General features: G+C 72.5%; 26 protein-coding genes and 1 pseudogene. 8 read left to right on the top strand and 19 right to left on the bottom strand.

The window, feature by feature from the left end:
• Nucleotides 1-67: 67 nt before the first annotated feature.
• Nucleotides 68-1012, bottom strand: a complete 945-nt coding sequence (rpsB, locus tag ACQRWP_RS01680; RefSeq protein WP_430500497.1) for a 30S ribosomal protein S2 — start codon at nucleotides 1010-1012, stop codon at nucleotides 68-70.
• Nucleotides 1013-1401: 389 nt separating this feature from the next.
• Nucleotides 1402-2503: pseudogene (locus ACQRWP_RS01675) on the bottom strand (hypothetical protein).
• A gap of 166 nt (nucleotides 2504-2669) precedes the next feature.
• On the opposite strand from ACQRWP_RS01675, the gene ACQRWP_RS01670 reads away from it, so the two are divergent.
• The 5 genes from ACQRWP_RS01670 (at nucleotide 2670) to ACQRWP_RS01650 (ending at nucleotide 8375) form a co-directional block, all read left to right on the top strand.
• On the top strand, nucleotides 2670-3029 hold the full coding sequence (locus ACQRWP_RS01670; RefSeq protein ID WP_355005226.1) for a YraN family protein: 360 nt from the start codon (nucleotides 2670-2672) through the stop codon (nucleotides 3027-3029).
• 30 nt (nucleotides 3030-3059) lie between these two features.
• Nucleotides 3060-4580 carry a YifB family Mg chelatase-like AAA ATPase gene (locus tag ACQRWP_RS01665; RefSeq protein WP_430500496.1) on the top strand — a complete coding sequence of 507 codons (1521 nt, stop codon included), beginning with the start codon at nucleotides 3060-3062 and terminating at the stop codon, nucleotides 4578-4580.
• Nucleotides 4577-5791 (top strand): DNA-processing protein DprA, encoded by a 1215-nt coding sequence (dprA, locus tag ACQRWP_RS01660; protein WP_430500495.1) that lies wholly within the window; start codon nucleotides 4577-4579, stop codon nucleotides 5789-5791. Before ACQRWP_RS01665 ends, dprA begins: the two co-directional genes overlap by 4 nt.
• Before the next feature lie 339 nt (nucleotides 5792-6130).
• Nucleotides 6131-7117, top strand: coding sequence for a tyrosine recombinase XerC (locus tag ACQRWP_RS01655; RefSeq protein ID WP_430500494.1), 987 nt, complete (start codon nucleotides 6131-6133; stop codon nucleotides 7115-7117).
• Between the two features lie 76 nt (nucleotides 7118-7193).
• The gene (locus tag ACQRWP_RS01650) at nucleotides 7194-8375 is read left to right on the top strand and encodes an aminotransferase class V-fold PLP-dependent enzyme (RefSeq protein WP_430500493.1); all 1182 of its coding nucleotides are present in this window, start codon (nucleotides 7194-7196) and stop codon (nucleotides 8373-8375) included.
• Here the strand turns inward: ACQRWP_RS01650 and ACQRWP_RS01645 are convergent.
• Nucleotides 8296-8994 carry a murein hydrolase activator EnvC family protein gene (locus ACQRWP_RS01645; protein ID WP_430500492.1) on the bottom strand — a complete coding sequence of 233 codons (699 nt, stop codon included), beginning with the start codon at nucleotides 8992-8994 and terminating at the stop codon, nucleotides 8296-8298. The two genes, ACQRWP_RS01650 and ACQRWP_RS01645, sit on opposite strands and share 80 nt — an antisense overlap.
• Before the next feature lie 245 nt (nucleotides 8995-9239).
• Here ACQRWP_RS01645 and ACQRWP_RS01640 point away from each other — a divergent pair, with 245 nt between their 5' ends.
• The gene (locus ACQRWP_RS01640) at nucleotides 9240-10382 is read left to right on the top strand and encodes a sulfite oxidase (RefSeq protein WP_430500491.1); all 1143 of its coding nucleotides are present in this window, start codon (nucleotides 9240-9242) and stop codon (nucleotides 10380-10382) included.
• Between the two features lie 63 nt (nucleotides 10383-10445).
• Here ACQRWP_RS01640 and ACQRWP_RS01635 read toward each other — a convergent pair whose 3' ends face one another.
• The 12 genes from ACQRWP_RS01635 to proS all read right to left on the bottom strand — a co-directional run bounded on the left by ACQRWP_RS01635 (nucleotide 10446) and on the right by proS (nucleotide 18753).
• Nucleotides 10446-10769, bottom strand: a complete 324-nt coding sequence (locus ACQRWP_RS01635) for a DUF2469 domain-containing protein (protein ID WP_007075222.1) — start codon at nucleotides 10767-10769, stop codon at nucleotides 10446-10448.
• Nucleotides 10766-11578 carry a ribonuclease HII gene (locus tag ACQRWP_RS01630; protein ID WP_430500490.1) on the bottom strand — a complete coding sequence of 271 codons (813 nt, stop codon included), beginning with the start codon at nucleotides 11576-11578 and terminating at the stop codon, nucleotides 10766-10768. The genes ACQRWP_RS01635 and ACQRWP_RS01630 overlap by 4 nt, the downstream gene beginning before the upstream one ends.
• Nucleotides 11572-12111, bottom strand: coding sequence for an NUDIX hydrolase (locus ACQRWP_RS01625; protein WP_430500489.1), 540 nt, complete (start codon nucleotides 12109-12111; stop codon nucleotides 11572-11574). Before ACQRWP_RS01625 ends, ACQRWP_RS01630 begins: the two co-directional genes overlap by 7 nt.
• Nucleotides 12112-12158: 47 nt before the next feature.
• A complete protein-coding gene (lepB, locus tag ACQRWP_RS01620) occupies nucleotides 12159-12794 on the bottom strand; it encodes a signal peptidase I (RefSeq protein ID WP_091400282.1) in 636 nt (211 codons plus the stop codon).
• A 10-nt stretch (nucleotides 12795-12804) separates the two neighbouring features.
• Complete coding sequence (lepB, locus tag ACQRWP_RS01615) at nucleotides 12805-13674, bottom strand: signal peptidase I (protein WP_430500488.1); 870 nt, start codon at nucleotides 13672-13674, stop codon at nucleotides 12805-12807.
• Between the two features lie 182 nt (nucleotides 13675-13856).
• Nucleotides 13857-14213 (bottom strand): 50S ribosomal protein L19, encoded by a 357-nt coding sequence (gene rplS, locus ACQRWP_RS01610; protein WP_030335223.1) that lies wholly within the window; start codon nucleotides 14211-14213, stop codon nucleotides 13857-13859.
• 144 nt (nucleotides 14214-14357) lie between these two features.
• Nucleotides 14358-15131: a tRNA (guanosine(37)-N1)-methyltransferase TrmD gene (gene trmD, locus ACQRWP_RS01605; RefSeq protein ID WP_430500487.1), complete on the bottom strand. Its 774-nt coding sequence runs from the start codon at nucleotides 15129-15131 to the stop codon at nucleotides 14358-14360.
• 11 nt (nucleotides 15132-15142) lie between these two features.
• Nucleotides 15143-15697 carry a ribosome maturation factor RimM gene (gene rimM, locus ACQRWP_RS01600; RefSeq protein WP_430500486.1) on the bottom strand — a complete coding sequence of 185 codons (555 nt, stop codon included), beginning with the start codon at nucleotides 15695-15697 and terminating at the stop codon, nucleotides 15143-15145.
• The gene (locus ACQRWP_RS01595) at nucleotides 15697-15957 is read right to left on the bottom strand and encodes an RNA-binding protein (RefSeq protein ID WP_186718042.1); all 261 of its coding nucleotides are present in this window, start codon (nucleotides 15955-15957) and stop codon (nucleotides 15697-15699) included. Before ACQRWP_RS01595 ends, rimM begins: the two co-directional genes overlap by 1 nt.
• Complete coding sequence (rpsP, locus tag ACQRWP_RS01590; RefSeq protein WP_430500485.1) at nucleotides 15932-16447, bottom strand: 30S ribosomal protein S16; 516 nt, start codon at nucleotides 16445-16447, stop codon at nucleotides 15932-15934. Before rpsP ends, ACQRWP_RS01595 begins: the two co-directional genes overlap by 26 nt.
• Nucleotides 16448-16676: 229 nt before the next feature.
• On the bottom strand, nucleotides 16677-17297 hold the full coding sequence (locus ACQRWP_RS01585; protein ID WP_430500484.1) for a DUF402 domain-containing protein: 621 nt from the start codon (nucleotides 17295-17297) through the stop codon (nucleotides 16677-16679).
• Nucleotides 17298-17346: 49 nt separating this feature from the next.
• The gene (proS, locus tag ACQRWP_RS01580; protein ID WP_430500483.1) at nucleotides 17347-18753 is read right to left on the bottom strand and encodes a proline--tRNA ligase; all 1407 of its coding nucleotides are present in this window, start codon (nucleotides 18751-18753) and stop codon (nucleotides 17347-17349) included.
• 69 nt (nucleotides 18754-18822) lie between these two features.
• On the opposite strand from proS, the gene ACQRWP_RS01575 reads away from it, so the two are divergent.
• Nucleotides 18823-19380: a hypothetical protein gene (locus ACQRWP_RS01575; RefSeq protein ID WP_430500482.1), complete on the top strand. Its 558-nt coding sequence runs from the start codon at nucleotides 18823-18825 to the stop codon at nucleotides 19378-19380.
• A gap of 22 nt (nucleotides 19381-19402) precedes the next feature.
• Complete coding sequence (locus ACQRWP_RS01570) at nucleotides 19403-19999, top strand: TetR family transcriptional regulator (RefSeq protein WP_430500481.1); 597 nt, start codon at nucleotides 19403-19405, stop codon at nucleotides 19997-19999.
• Nucleotides 20000-20307: 308 nt separating this feature from the next.
• Here the strand turns inward: ACQRWP_RS01570 and ACQRWP_RS01565 are convergent, their stop codons facing one another.
• From ACQRWP_RS01565 to ACQRWP_RS01550, 4 genes are all read right to left on the bottom strand, one after another.
• Nucleotides 20308-21387 (bottom strand): amidohydrolase family protein, encoded by a 1080-nt coding sequence (locus tag ACQRWP_RS01565; protein WP_430500480.1) that lies wholly within the window; start codon nucleotides 21385-21387, stop codon nucleotides 20308-20310.
• A 65-nt stretch (nucleotides 21388-21452) separates the two neighbouring features.
• Complete coding sequence (gene ffh / locus ACQRWP_RS01560; RefSeq protein WP_430500479.1) at nucleotides 21453-23012, bottom strand: signal recognition particle protein; 1560 nt, start codon at nucleotides 23010-23012, stop codon at nucleotides 21453-21455.
• A 114-nt stretch (nucleotides 23013-23126) separates the two neighbouring features.
• A complete protein-coding gene (locus ACQRWP_RS01555) occupies nucleotides 23127-23783 on the bottom strand; it encodes a response regulator transcription factor (protein WP_430500478.1) in 657 nt (218 codons plus the stop codon).
• Nucleotides 23780-24943: a sensor histidine kinase gene (locus tag ACQRWP_RS01550; RefSeq protein ID WP_430500477.1), complete on the bottom strand. Its 1164-nt coding sequence runs from the start codon at nucleotides 24941-24943 to the stop codon at nucleotides 23780-23782. The genes ACQRWP_RS01555 and ACQRWP_RS01550 overlap by 4 nt, the downstream gene beginning before the upstream one ends.
• Between the last annotated feature and the right edge of the window lie 163 nt (nucleotides 24944-25106).

Here is a 25106-nt window from a genome sequence, read left to right as displayed (position 1 = left end):
ATCGTGCCCGGCGTACCGTCGCTGCCCGCCGTTCGCGAAAACGGACGGCGGGGCAGCGACGATGCGATCACTCCGCGGTGGCGGCCGCCGGCTGCTCGGTGGCGGCCTGCGCCGGCTGCTCGGTGGCGGCCTGCGCCGGCTGCTCGGGGGTGGCGGGCTGCTCCGCGGCGGCAGCGGCGGGCTGCTCGGCCGAGGCGGCCGGAGCGGCCGGAGCGGCCGACTCGTCGGCCTTCTTCGGCTCGAGCAGCTCGCGCTCCCACTCGGTCAGCGGCTCGTCGCTCGCGACACCCTCGGGCTTCTCGTCGTTGCCCCGGCGACGGCCGGAACGCGCGATCAGGCCATCCGCGACGGCGGCCGCGACGACCTTGGTCAGCAGCTCGGCCGAGCGGATCGCGTCGTCGTTACCCGGGATCGGGAAGTCGACCTCGTCCGGGTCACAGTTGGTGTCGAGCACCGCGATCACCGGGATGCCCAGCTTGCGGGCCTCGTCGACGGCGATGTGCTCCTTCTTGGTGTCGACGATCCAGACCGCGGCGGGAAGCTTCTGCATGTCCCGCAGGCCACCGAGGGTGCGGGTCAGCTTGATCTTCTCGCGGGAGAGCTGCAGCGTCTCCTTCTTGGTGTAACCGGCGGCGGTGCCGCTCAGGTCACCCAGACCCTCCAGCTCCTTCATCCGCTGGAGCCGCTTGTACACGGTCTGGAAGTTGGTCAGCATGCCACCGAGCCAGCGGTGGTTGACGTACGGCTGGCCGACCCGGGTCGCCTGCTCGGCAATCGCCTCCTGGGCCTGCTTCTTGGTGCCGACGAACAGGATGCTGCCACCCTCGGCGACGGTCCCACGCACGAACTCGTACGCCTTCTCGATGTACTCGAGGGTCTGGCGCAGGTCGATGATGTAGATGCCGTTGCGCTCGGTCATGATGAAGCGCTTCATCTTCGGGTTCCAGCGCCGGGTCTGGTGCCCGAAGTGGACACCGCTCTCCAGCAGCTGACGCATGGTCACGACGGCCATGGTTGGGGTACTCCTCAAGGTCCCTGGTTGTCACGCCCGGCCGGTGGCCGGGCGTCCTGGCGCCTGGTCGCCGACCCATGGTGGACCCGATCAAGATCGGGACCAGGGAGGCCGTCGCTCCACGACGATTCGTGAAGAGGGCGCGCGAGGTCGACCGCACGAGGCGGTCGCCAGTTGGCCAGTGTACGCCCCTCGCCCCTTCAGCCGCCCCGGGGTGCGCGTGGCGTGCTGCTCCGCCGCTCGCCCGCTCCGCCGCTCGATCGCGCGAGTTGCCGGGAAGATCGCACTGGTTCGTGGAAATAGTGGCCTCCGCGTCGGCCGGAGGCCACTATTTCCTGGTCTTTGTCCGAACCGTCAGCGCGCGCCAGGCCGGCGGGGGTCGGGCCGGGTCAGCCGGCGGCGAGCGCGGCGGCCACGAAGAGCACCAGGCCGACGGTCAGGTAGGCCGTCGGTGGGCGCAGCCAGCCCCGACCGTTGTCGGCGAGCGCCAGACCTCCGGTTCGTAGCCCGTACAGCCCGGTCGCGAAGATCGGCAGTCCGGCGACCAGGGAGATACCCACCACCACGTTCCCGGCGTCCACCGGGTCGCCGGTCACGCCCGCCAGCAGCACCCGCAACGCGGGGACCTCGAAGACCAACACCAGCAGAGCGAAGAGTACGGCCAGCACCGGTCGACGGGTCCGATAGACGCCGTCGGCGGCCGGCGGATACACCGGCGGCTCGCCTGCGGGCAGGTCGGGTCGCGGGCCGATCCCCGGCATCGGGCCGGTCGGCATCTCCAGCGGGTGCGGCGTGTCGCCGCCGCCCCGGGTCGGCTCGATGATCGGGTAACCGGCGAGCGGAGCGGGACGAGCCTGGTCAGGGAGCACGCTGGCCGGCGCGGTCGACGTGCTGTCGCGGGTGGTCTCCGGCGCGGCACCGGTCAGCGGGGATCCCGCCGTGGTCGCCTCGCGGGCGGCCCGGCGACCCGGCAGCTCACCGGAGGTCTCCGAGGGGTCTCGGTCCGCCCGCCGGGACCGGGTGGCCCGGTAACCGTCGGCTTCCGGCCGCGCGGCGCCCAACGGGTCGACCGCGCCGAAACGCCCCGAATCAGCCTCGCTCGCCCCGAACCGACCGGTCTGATCGTCGAGGGCACCGAAGCGACCCGAGTCCGACTCCGGCACACCGAAGCGACCGGCGTCGACGGCGCTCAGGCGACCCGAGTCCGACTCGGGCGTACCGAAGCGACCCGCGTCGACGGCGCCGAAGCGTCCCGAGTCCGGCTCGCGGCGGCGGCCGACGCCGGTGTCCTCGACGGAACGGCTGTCTTCCGCGCCACGCTGCTCGGGAATCTCGCTGTCCCGGTACCGCGGTTCGCCCGCGCCGCGCCACTCCGACTCGCCGTAACCGCGACCCCGCTCGTCGGGGTACCAGCGCGACTCCTGATCTTCCGGAAAACTCCGTCGTCCGTCCACGTCAGGCACCGTATGCGACCGGCCTCGCCCGCGCCATTTCAGCCCGGCCGGCCGCGCTGCCGATCGCCCGGGCAGCGCGGACACGAGTCACGCCGTAGCACAGCGCGGGCATGATCGTCCGACTGTCCACAGCACCCCTGTTGTCCACAGTTGGGCCCCTGCCGGGTCGCGGCGATCGCCTCGCGGCGGGCACGGTGCCGGCCATGACGAAGCGGAACCAGGCGGTTGGCGCGTACGGCGAGCAATGCGCGGCTCGGCACCTGACCGAGGCGGGGCTGCGCCCGATCGCCCGTAACTGGCGCTGCCCGGCCGGGGAGATCGACATCATCGCGTGGGACGGGCCGGTGCTCGCCTTCTGTGAGGTGAAGACCCGCCGGGGTGAGGGCTTCGGCACCCCGGCCGAGGCGGTCGTGCCGGCCAAGGCGCGCAGGCTGCGAGGGCTCGCCGCGCGGTGGCTGACCGAGACCGGTACGACAGCCGAGGAGGTGCGTTTCGACGTGCTGTCGGTGCGGCTGCCCGACGCCGGTCCGGCGCAGGTCGACCACCTCAAGGGCGCGTTCTGACATGCGTACCCGGAGGATCGGTGACGCGCCATGAGCTACGCGAAGGTGCTCTGCGTGGGGTTGGTCGGGGTGACCGGCCACCTCGTCGAGGTGGAGGCCGACCTGGCCGCCGGTCTGCCGGCGGTGGTGATCTCCGGTCTGCCGGACACCGCCCTGCACGAGGCCCGCGACCGGGTCCGCGCCGCCGTGGTCAACTCCGGCCAGCGTTGGCCCAATCGGCGGATCACCCTCAACCTGCTGCCCGCCACGCTGCCGAAGTTCGGTTCGGCCTTCGATCTGGCCATCGCCGCAGCGCTGCTGGGCGGGTCGGGTGAGCTGCCGCTGCTCCCCCTGGAGGGGGTGGTAGTCCTCGGCGAGTTGGGGCTCGACGGGACGGTCCGGCCCGTGCGCGGCGTACTCCCGATGGTCGCCGCCGCGGCCCAGGCGGGCGTCGCGCGGGTGATCGTCCCGGTCGGCAACGCCGCCGAGGCCGCCGTCATCCCCGGGGTACGGGTGCGAGCGGTGGACACCCTGCACCGGCTCGTCGCCTTCGTTCGGGACGGGACCCCGCTGATCGAGCCACCGGCGGACATCCCGGCACCGGTGGTCGGCGGACCGGATCTCGCCGAGGTCGCCGGGCAGCAGATGGGGCGGCGCGCCCTGGAGGTCGCCGCGGCCGGCGGGCACCACCTGGCACTGCTCGGCCCTCCGGGCGCCGGCAAGACGATGCTCGCCGAACGGCTGCCGTCGATCCTGCCCGAGCTGGACGACGACGCGGCGTTGGAGGTCACCGCGCTGCACTCGGTCGCCGGGCTGCTGCCGCCGGGCGGCCGGCTGCTGCGTCGCCCGCCGTTCCAGGCGCCGCACCACACCGCGACCGTGCCGTCGCTGGTCGGGGGCGGCTCAGGGCTGGCCCGACCCGGCGCGGTGTCGCTGGCGCATCGCGGGGTGCTCTTCCTGGATGAGGCTCCCGAATTCAGCAAGGGCGCACTGGAGGCGCTGCGCCAGCCGCTGGAGCACGGCCGTATCCAGCTGAACCGCAGCGGGGGCGGCACCGTGTACCCGGCCCGCACCCAGTTGGTGCTGGCGGCCAACCCGTGTCCGTGCGCGAAACCGGCCGGCGATGCGCACTGCGAGTGTTCGCCGCTGGCTCGCCGCCGCTACCTGGGCAGGCTCTCCGGGCCGCTGCTGGACCGGATCGACGTCCAGGTGCGGCTGATGCCGGTGCGGGCGGCCGAGCTGATGGCGGCCGACGGCGACGTCGAGCCTTCGGCGACTGTCGCCGCCCGGGTGGTGGCGGCCCGGCAGGCGGCGGCCGCCCGCTGGGCCGACCTCGGCCGGCGACTCAACGCCGAGGTGGAAGGGCCGCACCTGCGCCGACCGCCGTGGCGGCTGCCGGCCCGGGTCACCGTGGAGCTGCGTGGCCGGCTCGACTCCGGCTCGCTGTCGGCGCGCGGCTTCGACCGGGTGATCCGGATGGCCTGGACCATCACCGATCTGGACGGTCGCGACCGTCCTGACCGGGACGACGTCCGGGAAGCGCTTCAACTACGGACGGGGGAGGCGACGTGAGCGCCGAGGAGGAACGCAGGCTGGCCCGGGTCGCCCTGACCTGGTTGGCGGAGCCGGGCACGCGCGCGGTGCATCACCTGGTCGAACGGCACGGCCCGGTGGCGACCCTGGATCTGCTGCTCGACGGCGGCAGCCCGGACGGCTGGCTGCACACCACGGTCGCCGCACGCTCGGCGGCCGGCGACGCACGCGCGGTGGCTGCGGAGTCCCTGGAGCGGGCGGACCGACTGGGTGCCCGGCTGGTCACGCCGGACGACGAGGAGTGGCCGGCCCAGGTCGCCAGCCTGGCCGCGTTGCGGCTGCCGGACGTCAGCCGCCGGGTCGACGGTGAGACCGCCCCGCCGCTCTGCTTCTGGGTACGCGGGAGCTGGCCGCTCGGCGAGGCGCTGGATCGCTCGGTGGCCGTGGTGGGGGCACGGGCGGCCACCGGCTATGGGCAGCACGTCGCAACCGAGCTGGGGTACGGGTTGGCGGAGCGGGACTGGACGGTCGTGTCCGGTGGCGCGTTCGGCATCGACGCCGCCGCCCACCGGGGCGCCCTCACCGCGGGCGGTCTGACCGTCGCGGTGCTCGCCTGTGGGCTCGACCGTCCGTACCCGATGGGCAACGCCGCGCTCTTCGACCGGATCGCCGAGACGGGGCTGCTGGTCAGTGAGTGGCCGCCCGGTGCCGAGCCGCTGCGGCCCCGGTTCCTGATCCGCAACCGGGTGATCGCCGCAGGCACCCGGGGCACCGTCGTGGTGGAGGCGTCAGCGCGCAGTGGCGCGACGCAGACCGCGCGGCGAGCCATCCACGCCAATCGGGTGGCCATGGTGGTGCCGGGGCCGGTGACCTCGGCGATGTCCGTCGGCGCCCACGAGTTCCTGCGCGAGCACCCCAAGGCCCGGCTGGTCACCGGGGTGGCGCACGTGCTGGAGGAGGTGGGTCGGATCGGCGCGGACCTGGCCCCGCTGGCGCGTGGACCGCAACGGGCCACCGACGCGCTGGACGACGACGCGCGGTCGCTGCTGGAGGCGCTGCCCCGCCGAGGCGCGATGGGCGTGGACCGGCTCTCCTCGCGCGCCGGCCTCGACGTACGGACCGCGTTGCGCAAGCTGTCGCTGCTGGAGGAACTGTCCATGGTGGTCCGTCGCGACGACGGCTACGCCCTCGCCCCACCCGCCAAACAGAAGCGTGCGGCGGCGGAGACGTCCGGTCGACCTGTCACCTGAGCGGATGCGTCACCGCCGCCCGGCCGGGGTGGTCGGCAGGATGCCCGCACCCCCTCGTGCTCGGGGCCCCGGCCAGCCGATACTGCCGGTACGGTGCCCGGTCATGGGTGCAATCAAGCCGTGGCACATCAGCGTGCTCTGCTGTCTCGTCGTGACCGCCGTGCTCGTTGTCGGGTTGGTCGTGTTCCTCGTCAAGAAGAGCGACCGCCGATAGTTCGGGTGGACACCGGGACCGTCATGTCCGGTGACGTACCCGGCCCGGCCGTAGGCTGATGCCGTGCCAGCTGTGATCGAGAGTGCCGGGGCCGACGAACCGGCCGGCACGCCGGCGCGGCCACGATGAGCCGGTCCGACCGGGGCACCCGGGCCATGCACCAGGCACTGCCGCCAGCGTTGCGCGACGCTGTCGACGACTTCGCCGAGCACCTGTCCGGGGTTCGTAACCGGTCGGCGCACACCGTTCGCGCGTACGTCACCGATCTGGTCTCGCTGCTCGACCACGCCGTCCGGATGGGCTGCGTCGACCTCGCCGAGCTGGACCTGTCGGTGCTGCGCAGTTGGCTGGCGCGGCAGCGCACCACGGGTGCGGCCCGCACGTCGTTGTCCCGGCGGGCCGCGTCGGCGCGGGCATTCAGTGCCTGGGCACACCGGGCCGGGCTGCTCCCCGCCGACGTGGGCGCCGCGCTGGCGAGCCCTCGCGCGCACCGGGAACTGCCCAGCGTGCTGCGCGCCGACCAGGCCGCCGTTCTGGTCGAGGCACCGTCCCGGCAGGCACCGCCCACCAACCCGCCAGCGGAGTCGGGCCCGAGCGGAGCGGCCGAGGCGGTGCCGCTGCGGGACCGGGTGCTGCTGGAGCTGCTCTACGCCACCGGCGTACGGGTCAGTGAGGCGTGCGGGTTGGACGTCGGGGATGTCGACCACGGCCGGCGGGTGATCCGGGTGTTCGGCAAGGGCGGGCGGGAACGCTCGGTGCCGTACGGGGTGCCCGCCCAGCGGGCGTTGGACGACTGGCTGCGCCGGGGCCGCCCGGCGATGGTGGGCGCCCGCTCCGGCGACGCCCTGCTGCTGGGTGCGCGGGGTGGTCGGCTCAACCCGACGACCGCGCGTCAGATCGTCGGTGCGTACGCCGAGGCCGCCGGGCTGCCCCGAACCAGCCCGCACGATCTACGCCACTCCGCGGCCACCCACCTCCTGGAGGGTGGCGCGGACCTGCGCGCCGTGCAGGAGTTGCTCGGCCACTCGTCGCTGGCGAGCACGCAGATCTACACCCACGTCTCGGTCGAGCGGCTGCGTGCCGCCTACCGGCAGGCGCACCCACGCGCCTGATCAAAGGCCGGCAGGCACGCACGCGTGCCTGATCAAGGGCCGGAGGGCACGCGAGGGTGGCGGTTACGATCATCAAGTGAGCGTCCCGAATCCTCCTGAGCCGATCCCGGGCGCCCGCCTGCTCTTCTCCCTGGACCCGGCGGTCAGCCACCTCAACCATGGTTCGTTCGGCGCGGTACCGATCGGCGTGCAGCGCGCCCAGCAGCGGCTGCGCGACGAGATGGAGGCGAACCCGCTGCGCTTCTTCACCCAGGGGCTGGTCGACCGGATCGCGCACACCCGCCGGCACCTCGCCGGGTTCCTGGGCGCCGACCCGGACGGCAGCGCCCTGGTGGGCAACACCACCACCGGCGTCGCCGTGGTGCTCCAGTCGGTGGGCCTCAAGCCCGGCGACGAGGTGCTGAGCACCGACCACGGGTACGGCGCGGTGAGCCTGTCCATCCAGCGCGAGTGCCGCCGCACCGGCGCGGTCAGCCGGGTCCTGCCGATCCCCTTGGCCGCCACCGACGAACAGATCGTGCAGAGCGTCCGCGCCGGCCTGCGCCCCGGGCGGACCCGACTGCTCGTCGTCGACCAGCTCACCTCGGCCACCGCCAAGCTCTTCCCGACCGCCGCCATCGTCGGGGTGGCCCGCGAACACGGCGTGCCGGTGCTGGTGGACGCCGCGCACGCCCCGGGCATGCTGCCCACCCCGGTGGCCGGCATCGGCGCGGACTTCTGGGTGGGCAACCTGCACAAGTGGGCGTACGCCCCGCGCGGGACCGCCCTGCTGGCGGTGGCACCGCAGTGGCGGGACCGGATCGAGCCGCTGGTGGTGTCCTGGGAGCAGGAGTCGGGTTTCCCGGCCCGGCTCGAGTGGCAGGCGACGCTCGACTACACGCCCTGGCTGGCCGCTCCGGCAGGTCTGTTCACGATGCGCAGTCTCGGCGTCGACCGGGTGCGGGCGCACAACGCCGCGCTCGCCGCGTACGGCCAGCGGGTGGTGGGGGACGCCCTGGGGGTGACCCCCGCCGATCTGCCCGACCCCGGCGGGCCGGGGGTGGCTCTGCGCCTCATTCCGCTGCCGGCCGGCACGGGCACCACGATCGACGCGGCGCGGGCGTTGCAGGCGCGGATCGGTGAGCGGCTCGCCGCGGAGGTGGCGGTGATGAGTTGGAGCGGCCGGGGGTGGCTGCGGCTCACCGGCCAGGTCTACAACGCCGCCGACGAGTACGAACGGCTGGCCGCGCGGCTGCCGGCACTGCTCGCCCAGCGCTGACCGGACGGCCGGGAGCGGACACCGGGACCGGACCGACCGGGAGCAGGCGCACCGGGCCGAGGCCGAGCAGGGCCAGCGGGTCGAGATACTCCTCGCCCCGGCGCAGGCCCCAGTGCAGGCACGCCTCGGCCGGGCACCCCGGATGCCCGGGCAGCAGCTCGCCCAGCGGCGCGCCGGCGGTGACCGGCTGGCCGGGGCGTACGGCGGGTTGGACCGGCTCGTGGGTGGTCCGCAGCCCGTCGGCGTGCCCCACGGTGACCACCGGTCGACCGGCCACCAGGGCGGCGAAGAGCACGGTGCCCGGCCCGGCGCTGCGGACCACCGCTCCGGCCGGGGCGGCCAGGTCGACGCCGCGGTGGCCGGGCAGCCACGGTCGCGGCGGCGGGTCGAACCGGCGCACCGGGCGGGGCGGCCCGTCGAGCGGCCAGCGGAACCGCCCGGCGGACGCTGGGGCGGCGACCGGCTCCGCCAGTGCCGCGACCGGCACGGTCGGTGTCGGTTGGCCGGGCACCGCCGCGACCAGCACCGCCAGCCCGCAGAGCTGCACGGTCAGTGCGAGCGGAAGCGCGGCGCAGAGCAGCAGCGTGCGGCGGATCGAACGGGCGGATGGCGGTCGCATGACGGCAGCCTCCGGCCGACGCCGGGTCGCCGGCCAGCCCGGCCGACGCATCTGTGGACAACCGGAGGTGCTGTGGACGACCACCCAACGGCTTCGATGATCTGCTATGCCCGGGACGGCGGGCCGCTGTCCACGGCCCGTCGCGCGCACGCCGCCGTACCTCCGGTGCCGTTTTCGGGCCGCCACGAAGGGCCTAGGCTGGGCCGCGTACGGCGGGTCCCGCCGTCTGTACCGGGGAGGCCCTCATGACCACTCTCGATGACCGGACGCCGTCCACCGCCGGGCCGACGGTGGCCGACGTGAGCGGCCCGTCCCGGCTCGCGGAGCCGGACGAGACGATCAGCGCCGAGGAGTTGCAGCTCGCGGCCCGCAACCACGGCATCCCGCTGGAAGCGCTGCGCTACGACGTCACCCCGGCCGGGCTGCACTACCTGCTGATCCACTACGACATCCCGGAGCTCGACCCGGCGACGCACACGTTGACCATCGGCGGGGCGGTGGACCGACCGTTGACGGTCACCCTCGCCGACCTGCGCGAGCGGCCCCGGGTCACCCGGCAGGTGACCCTGGAGTGCGCCGGCAACGGGCGGGCCCTGCTGCACCCCCGGCCGGTCAGCCAGCCCTGGCTGGTCGAGGCGGTCGGCAACGCGGAGTGGACCGGCACCCCCCTCGCTCCGCTGCTGCGGGAGGCGGGCGTCGACCCGGACGCGGTGGACGTGGTCTTCACCGGCGCCGATCACGGTGTGGAGCGCGGGATCGAGCAGGACTACCAGCGGGCGCTTCCGGTCGCCGACGCGCTGCGCGAGGAGGTGCTGCTGGCGTACGAGATGAACGGTGCTCCCCTGCTGCCGCAGCACGGCGCGCCGCTGCGGCTGATCGTGCCGGGTTGGTACGGCATGGCGCACGTGAAGTGGGTCCACTCGATCGAGCTGCGGACCGAGCCGTTCGAGGGGTACCAGAACGCGGTGGCCTACCGGGTGCGCCGCGACGCCGACGACCCGGGCGTGCCGGTGACGCGGATCGAGCCGCGTGCGCTGGTCCGCCCGCCCGGCTTCCCCGACTTCATGTCCCGCCGTCGGGTGCTGCGGCCCGGCCCGTGCACCCTGGATGGTCGGGCCTGGTCAGGGCACGCCCCGGTGGTCGCCGTGGAGGTGACCACCGACGGTGGGGAGAGCTGGGCGCCGGCCGAGCTGGACCCGACGGGCGCGGGGGATTTCGCCTGGCGGCGCTGGCGGCACGAGTGGGTCGCCACCCCCGGCCGGTACGTGCTCGGCGCGCGGGCGACCGACGCGTCCGGGCGGACCCAGCCGGTCGAGCAACAGTGGAACCGTGGCGGCTTCGCCAACAACATGGTGCAGCGGGTCGAGGTCGTGGTGCCGGCCGAGTGATCGGCGGTGGGTGTCACGCCACGGGTGGGGGGCCCGTGGCACGGCCCGGCGGCTCGGGTGCGCTCAGCCGCCGAAGCCGGAGTCGGCGGGAAGTGAGATGTCGGGCTTCTCCAGCTCTTCGACGTTGACGTCCTTGAAGGTCATCACCCGGACGTTCTTCACGAAGCGGGCAGGACGGTACATGTCCCACACCCAGGCGTCGTGCATCTCGACCTCGAAGTAGACCTCGCCGTCGGAGTTACGCACGTGCAGGTCGACCTGGTTGGCCAGGTAGAACCGGCGCTCCGTCTCCACCACGTAGGAGAATTGGCGGACAATGTCGCGGTACTCCCGGTAGAGCTGCAGCTCCATCTCGGTCTCGTACTTCTCGAGATCTTCCGCGCTCATCGCACTCCGCCTTCCATGGCCACATCTTCCCCCACCGGCGTCGGAGGCCGAAGCTGCTCGCCCAACGCCACGCCGACGGTACCCCCTGACGCCCACGAGCGCTCCATCGGCTCATCCGAGCCGTGGCCGCCGGGCCGTCGAGCGCGCGGCGGCCGGCCGTCGCGGCCGGAGACCGCGGCGACATTGACGTACGAGAACCGGTGCTCCCGGCACGGCCCGTGCTCCCGCAGCGCCGCCGAGTGCTCCGGGGTGATGTAACCCTTGTGCTCGGCGAAGCCGTATGCCGGGAACACCCCGTCCAACTCCACCATGAGCCGGTCCCGGGTGACCTTGGCCAGCACGCTGGCCGCCGCCACACACGCCGCCACCCGGTCGCCCTTCCACACCGCCAACCCGGGCACACCCAGGCCGTCCACGCCGAACCCGTCGGTCAGCACGTACTCCGGGCGGGTGGTGAGCGAGGCGAGCGCCCGGCGCATCGCGGCCAGGTTGCACACGTGCAGACCCCGGGCGTCGACCTCCTCGGCCGGGATGACCACCACGGCGTACGCGAGCGCGCGGTCCACGACCTCCGCGTACACCCGTTCCCGGCTGGCCGGGGTGAGCAGCTTCGAGTCGGCCAGCCCCTCGATCTCGCCGCGCCGCCCCTCGGGCAGCACCGCCGCGGCGGCGACCAGCGGACCGGCGCACGCCCCCCGGCCCGCCTCGTCGGCGCCGGCGACGTGCCGGAAGCCACGCCGCTGCAACGCCCGCTCCAGGGCGTACAGGCCGGCCTCGCGGCGCACCACAGTGCGCGGCGGGGTCAGCACGACGCCTCGTCCTGGTCGGCGGTGGTCGACTGCCCCAACCGGGTCAGCAGGGCGGGTAGTTCGGGCGGGTAGAACCGGTCACCGCTGGCCGCCAGCTCGTCCGGAACCCACCAGCGGTGGTCGGCGATGCTGCGACGCTCGATGTCGTTGAAACCCGTGGTGTCCACCTGCCAGGAGTCCACCCGGAAGAGGAAGAAATCCTGCTCCTGGCGGTACCAGATGCCGTCGAAGGAGAACTCGGTCGCGTCGGACCAGACCGGCTCGCCCAACTCGGCCGGGTCGAGCCGCAGGCCGGTCTCCTCGGCCAACTCCCGGGCCGCACCCGCCGCCGGGGACTCCGACGGATCGAGCCCGCCGCCGGGAGTGAACCAGTATCGGTGCCCGGGTCGGGCCGGGTCGAAGCCCTCGAACAACAGGACCCGGCCGGCCGCGTCGACGAGCAGCACGCGGGCCGCGCGTCGAGGGGTGTAGGCACGATCGCCACTGTTCGCGCCTGCGGGGCTCGCAAGCTCACTCCTCGCGCTCACGGTCACCGCACCAGCCTGCCAGACCGAGGACGGATCGCCCACGCCCCGTCGGCCTACGGCTTGGGAATGCCGTCGAACCCGTCGGGCACCGTGAGCCAGGTGGCCCGGTTGACCGGCCAGAAGACGGTGAACGCCCGCCCGACCACGTCGTCCTCGGGGATCGTGGCCTCGGTGATGTTCTGCTGGGACTGCTGCCAGTGCTCCAGTGAGTCGCCGGAGGCCGACCGGTGGTCGCCCATCACCCACAGCCGGCCCTCCGGCACGGTGATGTCGAACTCCTGATCGGCGGGCTTGTCGCGAATCCCGTCCATGGAGAAGATGTACGGCTCGTCCAGCGACTTGCCGTTGATCATCAGCCGTTCCTCGGGGTCGCAGCAGACCACGTGGTCGCCGGGGATGCCGATCACCCGCTTGATGAAGTCCTCACCGTCGGGGTTGCCGCTCCACGCGGTCGGAGCCTTGAACACGATCACCTCGCCGCGGTGCGGTGATCGGAAGTCGTAGACCAGCTTGTTGACCAGCACCCGGTCATCGATCTTGAGGGTGTTTTCCATGGACGGGGAGGGGATGAAGAAGGTCTGCAGCACGAAGGCGCGGACCAGCACCGCGACCAGGATCGCCACACCCAGCAGGATCGGCAGCTCCTTCCAGAAGGAGCTGCGCGGCTTGTCGGTCTGCTCGTCAATCACGCCAAGGAGCCTACGTTGCCCGGCTGGACGGCACCGTCCGGAACGCGCGGGAACCACGTAGCGCGGCTGCCAACGGAAGCATCAGCAGCACACCGCCCTGCGGAGTCGGTCGCGCCGGAGGCGCACCGGGTGACGCCGTGGCCGGCCCGGAGACGTCCTCGAACGTGGACGGCACCGACAGCGCGCTCCACCGCGACGACGGCCAGACCACCATGAAGGCCCGGCCGACCACGTTGTCGATCGGCACCGGCCCCTGGCAACGCGCGTCCTGGGAGACCTCACGGTGGTCACCCATGACGAAGATCTGACCGGGCGGCACGACGATCTCGTCGAAGCGCCGGGAGCGACACTCAGCCGGGTTGGGCGGCAGGTCCAGGGGTGAGTCCCGCAGGACGTACGACTCGTTGAGCGGGGTGCCGTTGACGGTCACCCTGCCCTGACTGTCGCAGCACTTGACCCGGTCACCGGGGAGACCGATCACCCGCTTGATGAAGTCCTTCTCACCGGGGCGGCTCACCCCGACCAGGTCGCCGACGGTGCGGGCGAGCCGGCCGCCGACGCCGGGCTTCGGCTGCTCGTCGACCTGCGGCGCCCAGCGGTCGGTGCCCCGGAAGACCACCACCTCGCCGCGCAGCGGGTCACGAACGTCGTAGACGACCTTGTTGACCAGCACCCGGTCACCGACGAGGAGGGTGTCCTCCATCGAGCCGGACGGGATGAAGAACGCCTGGAGCAGGAAGGTGCGGATCAGCACCGCGAGGCAGAACGCGACCACCAGCAGCAGCGGCAACTCCTGCCAGAGAGGCATCTGCCGGCGGGTGCGGCGAGCCCGTCGGCGCCACGGATCGACGGTGCCGTCCTCGTCAAGCGTCTGCACCACGCCACTCCCCGGTCCGCAGAAACACCACCGCCCGGGAGCCTCGTCGAGGCTCCACGGGCGGTAGTGGACAACTGCCCGCCACCTGGGCGGGACCGCCGCCTCGCTGCGCCCGTACCGACCAGGGTAGTGCGCTCTGGTCAGTACGGCATACGCGCAGCTCGGGCGGCGTGGCGAGCGGGAAGTCAGCTGGGCTGCTTCTCCCGCTTCTCCTTGATCTTGGCCTTCTTGCCGCGCAGCTCGCGCAGGTAGTAGAGCTTGGCGCGACGCACGTCACCGCGGGTCACGACCTCGATCCGGTCGATGCCCGGGCCGTTGAGCGGGTAGGTCCGCTCGACACCGACACCGAAGCTGACCTTGCGGACCGAGAAGGTCTCGCGCAGACCGTCACCCTGGCGACGGATCACGACGCCCTGGAAGATCTGGACACGGGACCGGTTGCCCTCGACGACGCGGGCGTGCACCTTGACGGTGTCACCGGCCCGGAAGTCGGGAAGGTCGGTCCGCTTCGACTGGGCGTCAAGGGCGTCCAGGATGTTCATCGCTGCGTCCTCGTAAGGCTCACGGCGCACCGTCACTCGGTGCGCGGGTGGGTGATTCTGATTCCCGGGTGGTGATCGGCGAACCGACCCCCGGTCGGGGATCCTCGCAGCCGACCGCGGGCGCGGACGGATGCGGCAACCCCCCTACTTTGCCACATCCCCCGGTGGAGGTTGAAATCCGGCCTGGTCCAGGGCCGCGATGTCCCGTTTGTCGAGCCGATCGGCCGGCAGCGCGGCCAGCAGGTCCGGGCGGCGGGCCGCGGTCCGCAGCAGACCCTCCTCGCGCCGCCAGCGGGCGATCTTGCCGTGGTCACCGGAGCGGAGCACCTCCGGCACGTCGTGCCCACGCCAACTCGGCGGCTTCGTGTAGATCGGCGCCTCCAGCAGCCCGTGCGCGTGCGACTCCTCGTCCAACGAGCCCGCGTTGCCCAGCACCCCCGGCAGCAGCCGGGTGACCGCCTCCAGCATCACCAGGACCGCGACCTCGCCGCCGAAGAGCACGTAGTCACCGAGCGACACCTCGGTGACCGGCATCCGGGTGGCGGCGTGCGTCAGGACCCGCTGGTCGATCCCCTCGTAACGGCCGCAGGCGAAGAGCAGATGCGACTCGGCCGCCAGCTCGTGCGCCATGGCCTGGGTGAACGGGGCACCGGCCGGCGACGGCACCAGCAGCCTTGGCGGTGGGGCGTCGACCGGCGCGAGGGCGTCCAGTGCCTCACCCCACGGCTCGGGGCGCATCACCATTCCCGGCCCACCGCCGTAGGGGGTGTCGTCGACAGTGCGGTGCACGTCGTGGGTCCAGGTCCGCAGGTCGTGCACGGCGAGCTGGAGTACGCCGTTGGCCCGCGCCCGTCCGATCAACGACAGGTCCAGCGGGGCGAAGTACTCCGGAAAGATCGACACGACGTCGACGCGCATGCGGGCTGGTCCTAAAGGTCGAGCAGTCCGGCTGGCGGGTCGACGATCACACGTCCGCCGGCCAGGTCGACCTCCGGGACGATCGCCCGGACGAACGGGATCAACGCGGTGCGCCCCTCGGGGCGCCGCAGCACCAGCAGGTCGGACGAGGGTGCGTGGTCGATGCGGGCGACCTCACCCAGGCGTTCGCCGGCCGGGGTCACCACGGCCAACCCGACCAACTGGTGGTCGTGGAACTCCTCCGGGTCGTCCGGTGGGGTCACGTCGGCGCTGTCCACCACGAGCAGCGTCCCACGCAGCGCCTCGGCGGTGTTGCGGTCCGGGATGCCCTCGAACGCGATCAGCACCCGGCCCTGGTGGAAGCGGGCTTCCTCGATGGTCAGCTCCGCGGGAACCTGGAACGGCACCCCGGGCTCATCGCTGGTTGGAGGGGGTGTCGCCCCCGGCTCAGTGCGCAGCACCGTACCGGGGGCGAACCGTGCCTCGGGCTCGTCGGTCCGCACTTCCACGGTGACCTCACCGCGGACACCGTGCGGCTTGCCGATCCTGCCGACGACGAGCTGCATCAGTACGAGTCGACGATGTCGACGCGAACCCCGCGCCCGCCGATGGAGCCGATCACCTGGCGCAGCGCCTTGGCGGTCCGGCCGGACCGCCCGATCACAGTGCCGAGGTCCTCGGGGTGCACGCGGACTTCGAGCCGCTTGCCCCGACGGGAATCGACCAGCCGCACCCGGACGTCGTCCGGGTGGTCGACGATGCCCTTGACCAGGTGCTCCAACGCCGGACGCAGTGGCATATCAGGCCTGCTCACCGGCGTCGGCAGCGGCCGGGGCCTCGGCCGGAGCCTCGGTCTTCGGCGCCTCGGCGGTCGGAGCCTCAGCCGGAGCCTCGGTCTTCGGAGCCTCGGTCTTCGGAGCCTCGGCAGCCTTGGCGGCCTTCTTGGCCGGCTTGGCCGGGGTCTCCGGGGCGAGCCCGGCGGCGGCCTTCGCCTCAGCCTCGTACGCCGCCTTGCGGTCGGCCCGCTCGGGGGCGACCAGGAGCGGCGGCGGGGCCGGCAGGCCCTTGTACTTCTGCCAGTCACCGGTCAGCTCCAGCAGACGCTGCACCGCCTCGCTCGGCTGAGCGCCGACGGACAGCCAGTACTGGACCCGCTCCGACTTGACCTCGATGATCGAGGGGTCTTCCTTGGGCTGGTAAATCCCGACGAACTCGATCGCCCGACCGTCACGCTTGGTGCGCGAGTCGGCGATGACGATGCGGTACTGCGGGTTGCGGATCTTGCCCATCCGCAGGAGCCGGATCTTTACGGCCACAGTTGTTTCGCTCCTGTTGCGATCTCACCGGCCCAAACGGGCGGTGTGCATGGGTGAGCGCCGACCGGACCCGTGGGGTTGGGCCGGAGACTACTCGGTGGACTGGCGACGCGCCCGGGTTAGAGGGCGCCGGACGCGCGCCGGATACCAGCGACCCATTCTGCCAGATCCGTTGTCGATCGCACGCATCGGACCCGTACACCGCGTTGTCGGTGACCTGGAATACCGCTCAGCGCACCGGCGGACGATCCCACCCCGGTGGCAGTTTGTCCGGTACGCCCCACTCCGGCGGGGGTGCGAAGTCACACCAGGTGCCGTCGAACGGGAACTCACCGGCCTCGGCGAGCGCGATCACCCGCTCCCCCTCCGCGCGGACCGCCTTCTCGTCGGTCACCCAGTAGTCGGCGCCGAAGGCGAGCCGCTCGACGAACTCGTCCTCGTCCTTCCACTCCCAGCTGCGGTCCGGCCACACCACCACGTCCAGGTCCTGGTCCACCACGTCGACGCCGGCCACCGGGCCGTCGTCCCAGCGGACACCGGGCTCCTCCAGGTTGACGTACCAGTGGGCGAACCGGCCCTCGACGTCCCGGAACCACCAGACCGAGTGCGCCGCCCCCGTGGGCAGGAACTTCAGCAGCGGCGGGCCGTTCCAACGCCCCTCGGCCAACCGGTACGTCGACGAGATCCACTCGGCGAACGGCATCGCCCGCATCCCCAGCCCGGCCTCGGTCACCTCGTGGGCCACGGGCGAGTCCCGGGCGATCCAGACCAGCAACCCTCGATCGTCGTCGCTGACCACGCGGGCCGGCCGGACCCACCCGATCCGGCCGTGCCGCACGTTCCGATGCATGATCAGCCGACCCGGCTCGAACCGGTCGACAGGGTTGCCCGGCCGCACCTCAGTAGGCGCGGGCGAGAATGGCGATCAGATCCGGCTCGTCCTCCGAGTCCGGTACCGAACCGTCGGCGCGCAGCAGGCAGCGCACCGTGACGCCCTGACCGTTCGCCTCCGCCTCACCGGCCACGCCGACCGCCGACCACGGCACCCGCGCCCAGCCGGTCGCGGCGGCCTCGATCGCCTCGGCCAGGGTGGCCACCTCCACCGTGCGCGACTCGCGGTTGGCCAGCGCCTGGTCGTGCAGCACCTGCTGGTCGGTCTCCAGGGCGGCCAGCACCGCGGTGACCACGTCCGCCACCGGCGTCGGAGTCTTCGAACCGTCGGTGCGTCGCACCACCACCGCGTTACCGGCAGCGAGGTCACGCGGGCCGACCTCGACGCGTACCGGATAGCCGCGCAGCTCGGCGTCGACGGCCCGGCGGCCGAACGGGGTGTCGATCCGGTCGTCGAGCGCGACCCGGACACCGGCGTCGCGCAGGCCGTCGCGCAGCTTGGCCGCCGCCTCGCCGACGCCGTCGCCGTCCTTGACGATCATGACGTACGCCTGGATCGGCGCGAGCCTCGGCGGCACGCGCAGGCCGTTGTCGTCGCCGTGCGCCATGATCAGGCCACCGAGCATTCGGGTGGACGTGCCCCAGGAGGTGGTCCAGGCGTGCTCCCGGCCGCCCTCCTTCGACGAGTAGCTGATGTCGAACGCCTTGGCGAAATTCTGGCCCAGCTCGTGGCTGGTGCCCAGCTGCAACGCCTTGCCGTCGCCCATCATGCCTTCGCAGGTGTACGTGGCCGTCGCCCCGGCGAAGCGCTCACGCGTCGTCTTCAGGCCGACCACCACCGGAATGCCGATCACGTTGACCATCAGGTCCTCGTACGCCTCGTGCAGGATCCGCCGCGCGTACGCCCGGGCGTCCTCACGGGTGGCGTGCGCGGTGTGCCCCTCCTGCCAGAGGAACTCGCTGGTACGCAGGAAGATCCGCGGACGGAGCTCCCACCGGACCACGTTCGCCCACTGGTTGAGCAGCAGCGGCAGGTCCCGGTACGAGTCGATCCACTTGGCCATGAACTCGCCGATGACCGTCTCGCTGGTCGGACGCACCACCACCGGCTCGGCCAGGGGCTTGCCACCACCGTGGGTGACGACCGCCAGTTCCGGCGAGAAGCCCTCGACGTGCTGCGCCTCGCGCTTGAGGTAGCTCTCGGGGATGAACAACGGGAAGTACGCGTTCTCCGCACCCGCCGCCTTGATCCGAGCGTCCATCTCAGCCTGCATACGCTCCCAGATGGCGTAGCCGGCCGGTCGGATGACCATGGTGCCGCGAACCGGGCCGTTGTCGGCCAGCTTCGCCTTGGCGATCAGGTCCTGGTACCAGCGGGGGAAATCCTCCGCACGGGGAGTGAGCACGCGTGCCATGACCGCACATCCTATGCGCCGCTCGTCAGGGCAGTGCGCTCGGGCGCGGCATCGTTAGCATCTGCCGTCATGACCTTCCTCAATCCGCACACCGGAGCGGCTCCCACCCCCGAGCCCGAGGCCCCCGATCTGGCACACCTGGCCGCGAGATGGGTGAGCTGGGTGGCCCGGCACCGGCGGCCGACCAGCCCGATCGCCGACCCGTCCGGACGGCACGCCGGGCGTCACCAGCCCGCCGACGTGTGGTTCCTCGCGGGTACGCACGGTGGCTCTGTGCAACGGAGTTGCGTGGTTCCCGCCGGACGGCCGCTCTTCTTCCCGGCGTTCTGCTGGTGGCAGGTCGGCGGCGGAGCCGGCCCGGCCGAGGCCGACCTCGACGCGACCGGTCACGCGCAGCTCGACGGACTTCCGGTCGCGCTGACACCGGCCGGCTCGGCCGAGCCGTTCCCGGTTCGCGGCTTCTTCAACAACGTCGTCACCATGTGGCCGTGGTCCGTTCCGGTCTCCTGCTGGGGTCTGTGGGGGCTGATCCCGCCGCCCGGCCCCGGCCGACACGAGCTGAGCTTCGGTGGCACCGACGGCGGGCGGTTCTGGGTCGAGGCGCAGTACCAGATCGAGGTGCGCTGACCCGTCCTACACTTCGACCACCATGATTGAGCAGAGGGGCCGCACCCCGGTACGGACCGGCATCGTCGACGCCGCCCGCGCGCTGACCGTCGCGACCGGATGGGACGGCGTCCGGATGGGCGCCGTCGCGAACGCCGCCGGGGTGAGCCGGCAGACCGTCTACAACGAGTTCGGCAGCAAGGCAGGTCTGGCCGAGGCGCTCGCCCGCGCCGAGGTGGACCGGTTCGTCGGCGCCGTCCGGGCCGCTCTGCTCGCCCACGGCACCGACGTACGGGCCGGCGCGTACGCGGCTATCGCGCACACCCTCACCACGGCAGCGGAAAATCCGCTGGTCAAGGCCATCCTGACCAGCGCCCGGGGCGGCTCGGACGAACTACTGCCGTACCTCACCACCCGGGCCGAGGTGGTGCTCACCGAGGCGTCCGGCGCGCTGATCGACTGGGCCGGCGACCACCTGCCCGGAGCGGACCAGGCCGCGCTGGCCTTCGCCGCCGACACCATCGTCCGTCTGGTGGTCAGCCACATCGTGCTTGCCCGCGAACCGATCGAGCAGACCGCCACGGCCCTCGCCGACCTCGCCGTACACCTCTTCGGCGCCGCCGTCCGCCCAGCCCCCTGACCCGCACCCCGCACCCCGCACCCCGCACCCCGCACCCCGCACCAAGATCCGGGCAACTTCCCGGATGCTGCTGCCTCAGGCGCGCAGGAGGCAGCAGCATCCCTGATGTTGCCGGGATCTTTCTCATTGACCTCGCCGCCCGCCAAGATCGCGCTCGATCCTGGATCTAGTGGCATCCCCAAACGCCGAGGCCACTAATTCTTTGTTCGAGCACGATCTTGCGGCGCACCCGGCGCGGAACAGCCCGGCGCGGCGCGGCACGGCCCGGCGCACACGGCGCGACGCGGCGGGGGCGACGCTTGCGGGGGTTAGCGGATGATGCGGCCGCGGAGGATCGTGCGGGACGGGGCGCGGACGACGCGCAGGTCGCTACGGGGGTCTTCGGGGTAGACGGTCAGGTCGGCGAGGCCGCCTTCGACCAGGCCGGGGAAGCCGAGCCAGGCGCGGGCGCCCCAGGAGGCGGCGGCGAGTACGTCGATGGGTGCCATGCCGGCCCGTTCGTGCAGCAGCAGCATCTCCTCGGCGGCCAGCCCGTGATCGATGCCGCCGCCGGCGTCGGTGCCCACGTAGATCGGCACCCCGGCCTCGTGCGCGGCACGCACCACCTCGGGGAATCCGTCGCGCAGCGCGAGCATGTGGTCGGCGTACCCGGGGAACTTGCCCCGCGCCTGCTCGGCGATGCCCCCGAAGGTGGCGATGTTGATCATTGTGGGGATCAGCGCGGTGCCCTGGCGGGCCATCTCGTCGATCAGGTCGAGGCTGAGCCCGGTGCCGTGCTCCACCGAGTCCACTCCGGCCCGCACCATGATCTCGACGGCCGATTCGGAGAAGGTGTGCACCGCGGCGCGTACCCCGGCGTCGTGCGCCGCCCGCACGGCGGCGGTGAGGGTGTCCGCGTCCCAGGCCGGCGCCAGGTCACCGACGCCCCGGTCGATCCAGTCGCCGACCAGCTTGACCCAACCGTTGCCGGCCCGCGCCTGCGCGGCCACCGTGGCGGCCACCTCGGTCGCGTCGACCTCCACGCCGATGTCGCGCAGGTAGCGCTTCGGCGGGGCGACATGCTGGCCCGCACGGGCCAGTCGCGGCAGGTCCGGCTCGTCGTCCAGTTCGGGGTACGGGTACGGCGAGCCGGCGTCGCGGATCGCCAACACCCCGGCGTCCCGGTCGACGTGGGCCAACTCGCGGGCCTGGTCGAGCGACGTGATCGGGGCGCCACCTCGGGCGATGCCGATGTGACAGTGCGCGTCGACCAGCCCCGGCAGCACGAAACCGCCGTCGACGACGGTCTCCGCGCCCGACACCGGGGTGAAGGTCACCCGGTCGTCGACCAGCCAGAGATCCCGTACCTCGTCATCGGGCAGCAGCACACCGCGCACATGAAGAGCCATGCGCACAGTCCTACCCGATCACTCCCCGTCGGGGGCGAGCAGGTCGCCCCCGACCGGCACGACGGTCAGCGGGGGCGGTTGTCGCCGCCCTTGCCGAGCTTGTTGAAGTCGATCTTCGGGAGCTTGAAGCCGGGGGGCAGGCCCTGGCCGCCAGCGAGGTCGTTAGGGTCCATCCCCGGCGGGAGCTGCGGCATGCCACCCGGGAAGCCGGCGGGCATCCCGGCGCCGGCGCCGGTACGCGGACGACCGCCGCCCTTGGTGCCCTTGCGCTTGTTCTTCGGCGACTTGGTCGCCTTGCGGCGGCCACCGCCGGGCAGGCCCATCATGCCGCCCATCTGCTTCATCATCTTCTGCGCGTCGGCGAAGCGGTTGAGCAGCTGGTTGACGTCCATCACGGTGACCCCGGAGCCGTTGGCGATGCGCGCCCGGCGGGAACCGTTGATGATCTTCGGGTTGGTCCGCTCGCCCGGGGTCATCGACCGGATGATCGCGGTGACCCGGTCGAAGTGGCTGTCGTCCAGGTCGGCGAGCTGGTCCTTCATCTGCCCCATGCCGGGCATCATGGCCAGGACGTTGGCGATCGGACCCATTCGCCGCACCGCGATGAGCTGGTCGAGGAAGTCGTCCAGGGTGAACTGCTCACCGCCCATCAGCTTGGCGGTCATCTTCTCCTTCTGATCGGAGTCGAAGGCCTGCTCGGCCTGCTCGATCAGAGTGAGGACGTCGCCCATGCCGAGGATCCGGCTGGCCATCCGGTCGGGGTGGAAGACGTCGAAGTCCTCCAGCTTCTCACCGGTGGAGGCGAACAGGATCGGCTGCCCGGTGACCTCGCGGACCGACAGCGCGGCACCACCACGGGCGTCGCCGTCGAGCTTGGAGAGCACCACACCGGTGATGCCGACACCGTCGCGGAACGCCTCGGCGGTGCGGACGGCGTCCTGACCGACCATCGCGTCGATGACGAAGATGACCTCGTCCGGCGAGACGGCGTCGCGGATGTCGGCGGCCTGCTGCATCATCTCGGCGTCGATGCCGAGGCGGCCGGCGGTGTCGACGATGACGATGTCGCGGGCGGCGCGCTTCGCGTGCTCGATCGACGCGCGGGCCACCTGCACCGGGTCACCGGTGCCGTTGCCGGGCTCCGGGGCGTACACCTCGACACCGGCCCGGCCACCGAGCACCTGGAGCTGCCCGACGGCGTTGGGGCGCTGGAGGTCGGCGGCGACGAGCAGCGGTTGGTGCCCCTGACCCTTGAGCCAGCGGGCCAGCTTGCCGGCGAGGGTCGTCTTACCGGAACCCTGGAGGCCGGCCAGCATGATCACCGTCGGCGGCTGCTTGGCGAACTGGAGCCGTCGCCCCTCACCACCGAGCACCTTGATCAACTCTTCGTTGACGATCTTGATGATCTGCTGGGCCGGGTTCAGCGCCTGGGAGACCTCGGAGCTGCGGGCCCGCTCCTTGACGGCCGCGATGAAGCCCTTGACCACCGGCAGCGCGACGTCCGCCTCCAGCAGCGCGAGGCGGATCTCGCGCGCGGTGGCGTCGATGTCGGCGTCGGTGAGCCGCCCCTTGCCGCGGAGCTTGGTGAAGATCCCGGACAGGCGGTCACTCAAGGTGTCAAACACGCGAACATCCCGTTTGTCAGTGTTCCGGCGGGCACAACGCGGCCGGCACTGCGGAGTCCGGCCACCGCTAGGGTAACCGCCCGGCCGTAGGGCCGCTGTCGCCCGGCCCGGGCCTCACCCCGACACCAACCCCGACTGGTACGCGAACACGACGAGCTGGGCCCGGTCCCGGGCTCCCAGCTTGCCCATCGCCCGGCTGACGTGGGTCCGCGCGGTCGCCGGGCTGACCACCAGCTGTGCGGCGATCTCCTCGTTGTTCAGACCCTCGCCGACCAGGCCGACGACCTGACGCTCCCGATCCGTGAGCGTCTCCAGTCGGGGGTGCGGACGAAGCACCCGGGACGGCCGGGTGGCGAACTCCCGCACCACCCGACGGGTCACCGACGGCGACAGCAGCGCCTCCCCCTCGGCGACGAGCCGGATCGCGCGCAGCAGCTCGGCCGGTCTGGTGTCCTTGGTGAGGAACCCGCTCGCACCGTGGCGCAGCGCGTCGAAGACGTACTCGTCCAGCTCGAAGGTGGTGAGCACCACCACCCGCGTACCGGCCAGATCGGGGTCGGCGACGATACGGCGGGTCGCCTCGATGCCGTCGATACCGGGCATCCGGATGTCCATCAGCACCACGTCCGGCCGTTCCCGACGGGCCAACTCGACCGCCCGCAGCCCGTCGGACGCCTCGCCGGCCAGCGCCAGGTCGTCCTCGCTCTCCACCAGCGCGCGCAGCCCGAGCCGGACCAGGTCCTGGTCGTCGGCGATCAGCACCCGGATCATGTCGTCGGCTCCACGGGCAGCCCGGCGTACACCCGGAACCCGCCCCCGGCGCGCGGTCCGGTGGTCAACCGCCCGCCCAGCGCGGCGACCCGCTCGCGCATCCCGGCCAGACCGTGACCGCCCTCGCCGTCGGCCGGAGCCGTCCCGGCGCGGTCGGCGCCCACCCCCCGGTCGGTGACCTCGACGGTCACCTCGTCGACGCGGTAGTCCACTGTCACCTCCGCGCTCGCCACCCCCGCGTGACGCAAAACGTTGGTCAACGCCTCCTGCACCACCCGGTACGCGGCCAGGTCCACAGCGGCCGGCAACTCCCGCGGGTCACCGACCACGCGCACCTCGACGGCGAGCCCCGCCCCGGCGAGCCGGTCGCGCAGCACGGGGAGCCGGGCCAGGCCGGGTACCGGCTCGCGCTCGGCGCCCCGCCGCACCGCGCCCAGGGTGACCCGCAGCTCGTCCAGCGCCTCGCGGCTGGTCCGGCTGATCGCGGTCAGGGCCACCTCCGCCTGCTCCGGCCGCTTCGGCAGCAGGTGCAGGGCGATCTCCGCCTGCATGCTGATCGCGGCCAGCCCGTGCCCCACCACGTCGTGCACCTCCTGCGCGATGCGCAGCCGCTCCTCGTCGGCCTGCCGTCGCGCCTGCTCGGCACGGCTGCGGGCCTCCTCGGCACGGGTACGCGCGGTCGCCTCACGGCTCACCCGCACCACCACCCCCACCGCGAACGGTACGACCACCCAGGCCGACGCGGGCAGCACTCCCGTCCAACCCGGCGCCGGCCCCCGGCCGAAGAAGACGTGCGCCAACAACAGGACGAACGCGCCACCGGTGGCGAGCGCCGCCGGTCGCACCGGCAGGCACACGGCCACGGTGTACACCGCGACCAGGAACGTGACCAGAATCGGCCCGTACGGGTAGCCGATCAGCAGGTACGTCGAGGTGGCCACGGTGACCACGGCGAGGGCGGCGACCGGAGTGCGCCGCCGGACCAACAGGGCGAGCGCGGCGACGGCGATCAGCACCCGACAAGCGGCGTCCACCGGCCTCGACCCCGGCTGGTTGTCCCCGGCCAGACCGGTGGCGAGCAACCCGAACGCGAGCAGCACCAGGGCGAGCGCGGCATCCGCCGCCACCCCCGGCCACCGCCACTGCCCGCCTCGTCGCATGGCCGTCATTCTGCCCGCGCAGATGCCGCTCGACGTGCGTCCACGAGCGGCACCGCCCCTACGCTCCCGGACGTACCCGCCGCCCGCCACCACCCGCGATCTTGCACGTTGGGTCGCCGCAATACGTCTGTTGCGCAGTATGCGGGGACGTAAAGTGCAAGAT

The sequence above is a fragment of the Micromonospora trifolii genome, assembly GCF_050516465.1.
GTDB lineage: Bacteria > Actinomycetota > Actinomycetes > Mycobacteriales > Micromonosporaceae > Micromonospora > Micromonospora trifolii.
Note: the sequence above shows the minus strand (reverse complement) of the source record. Positions and strands in the feature narration are given on the sequence as shown.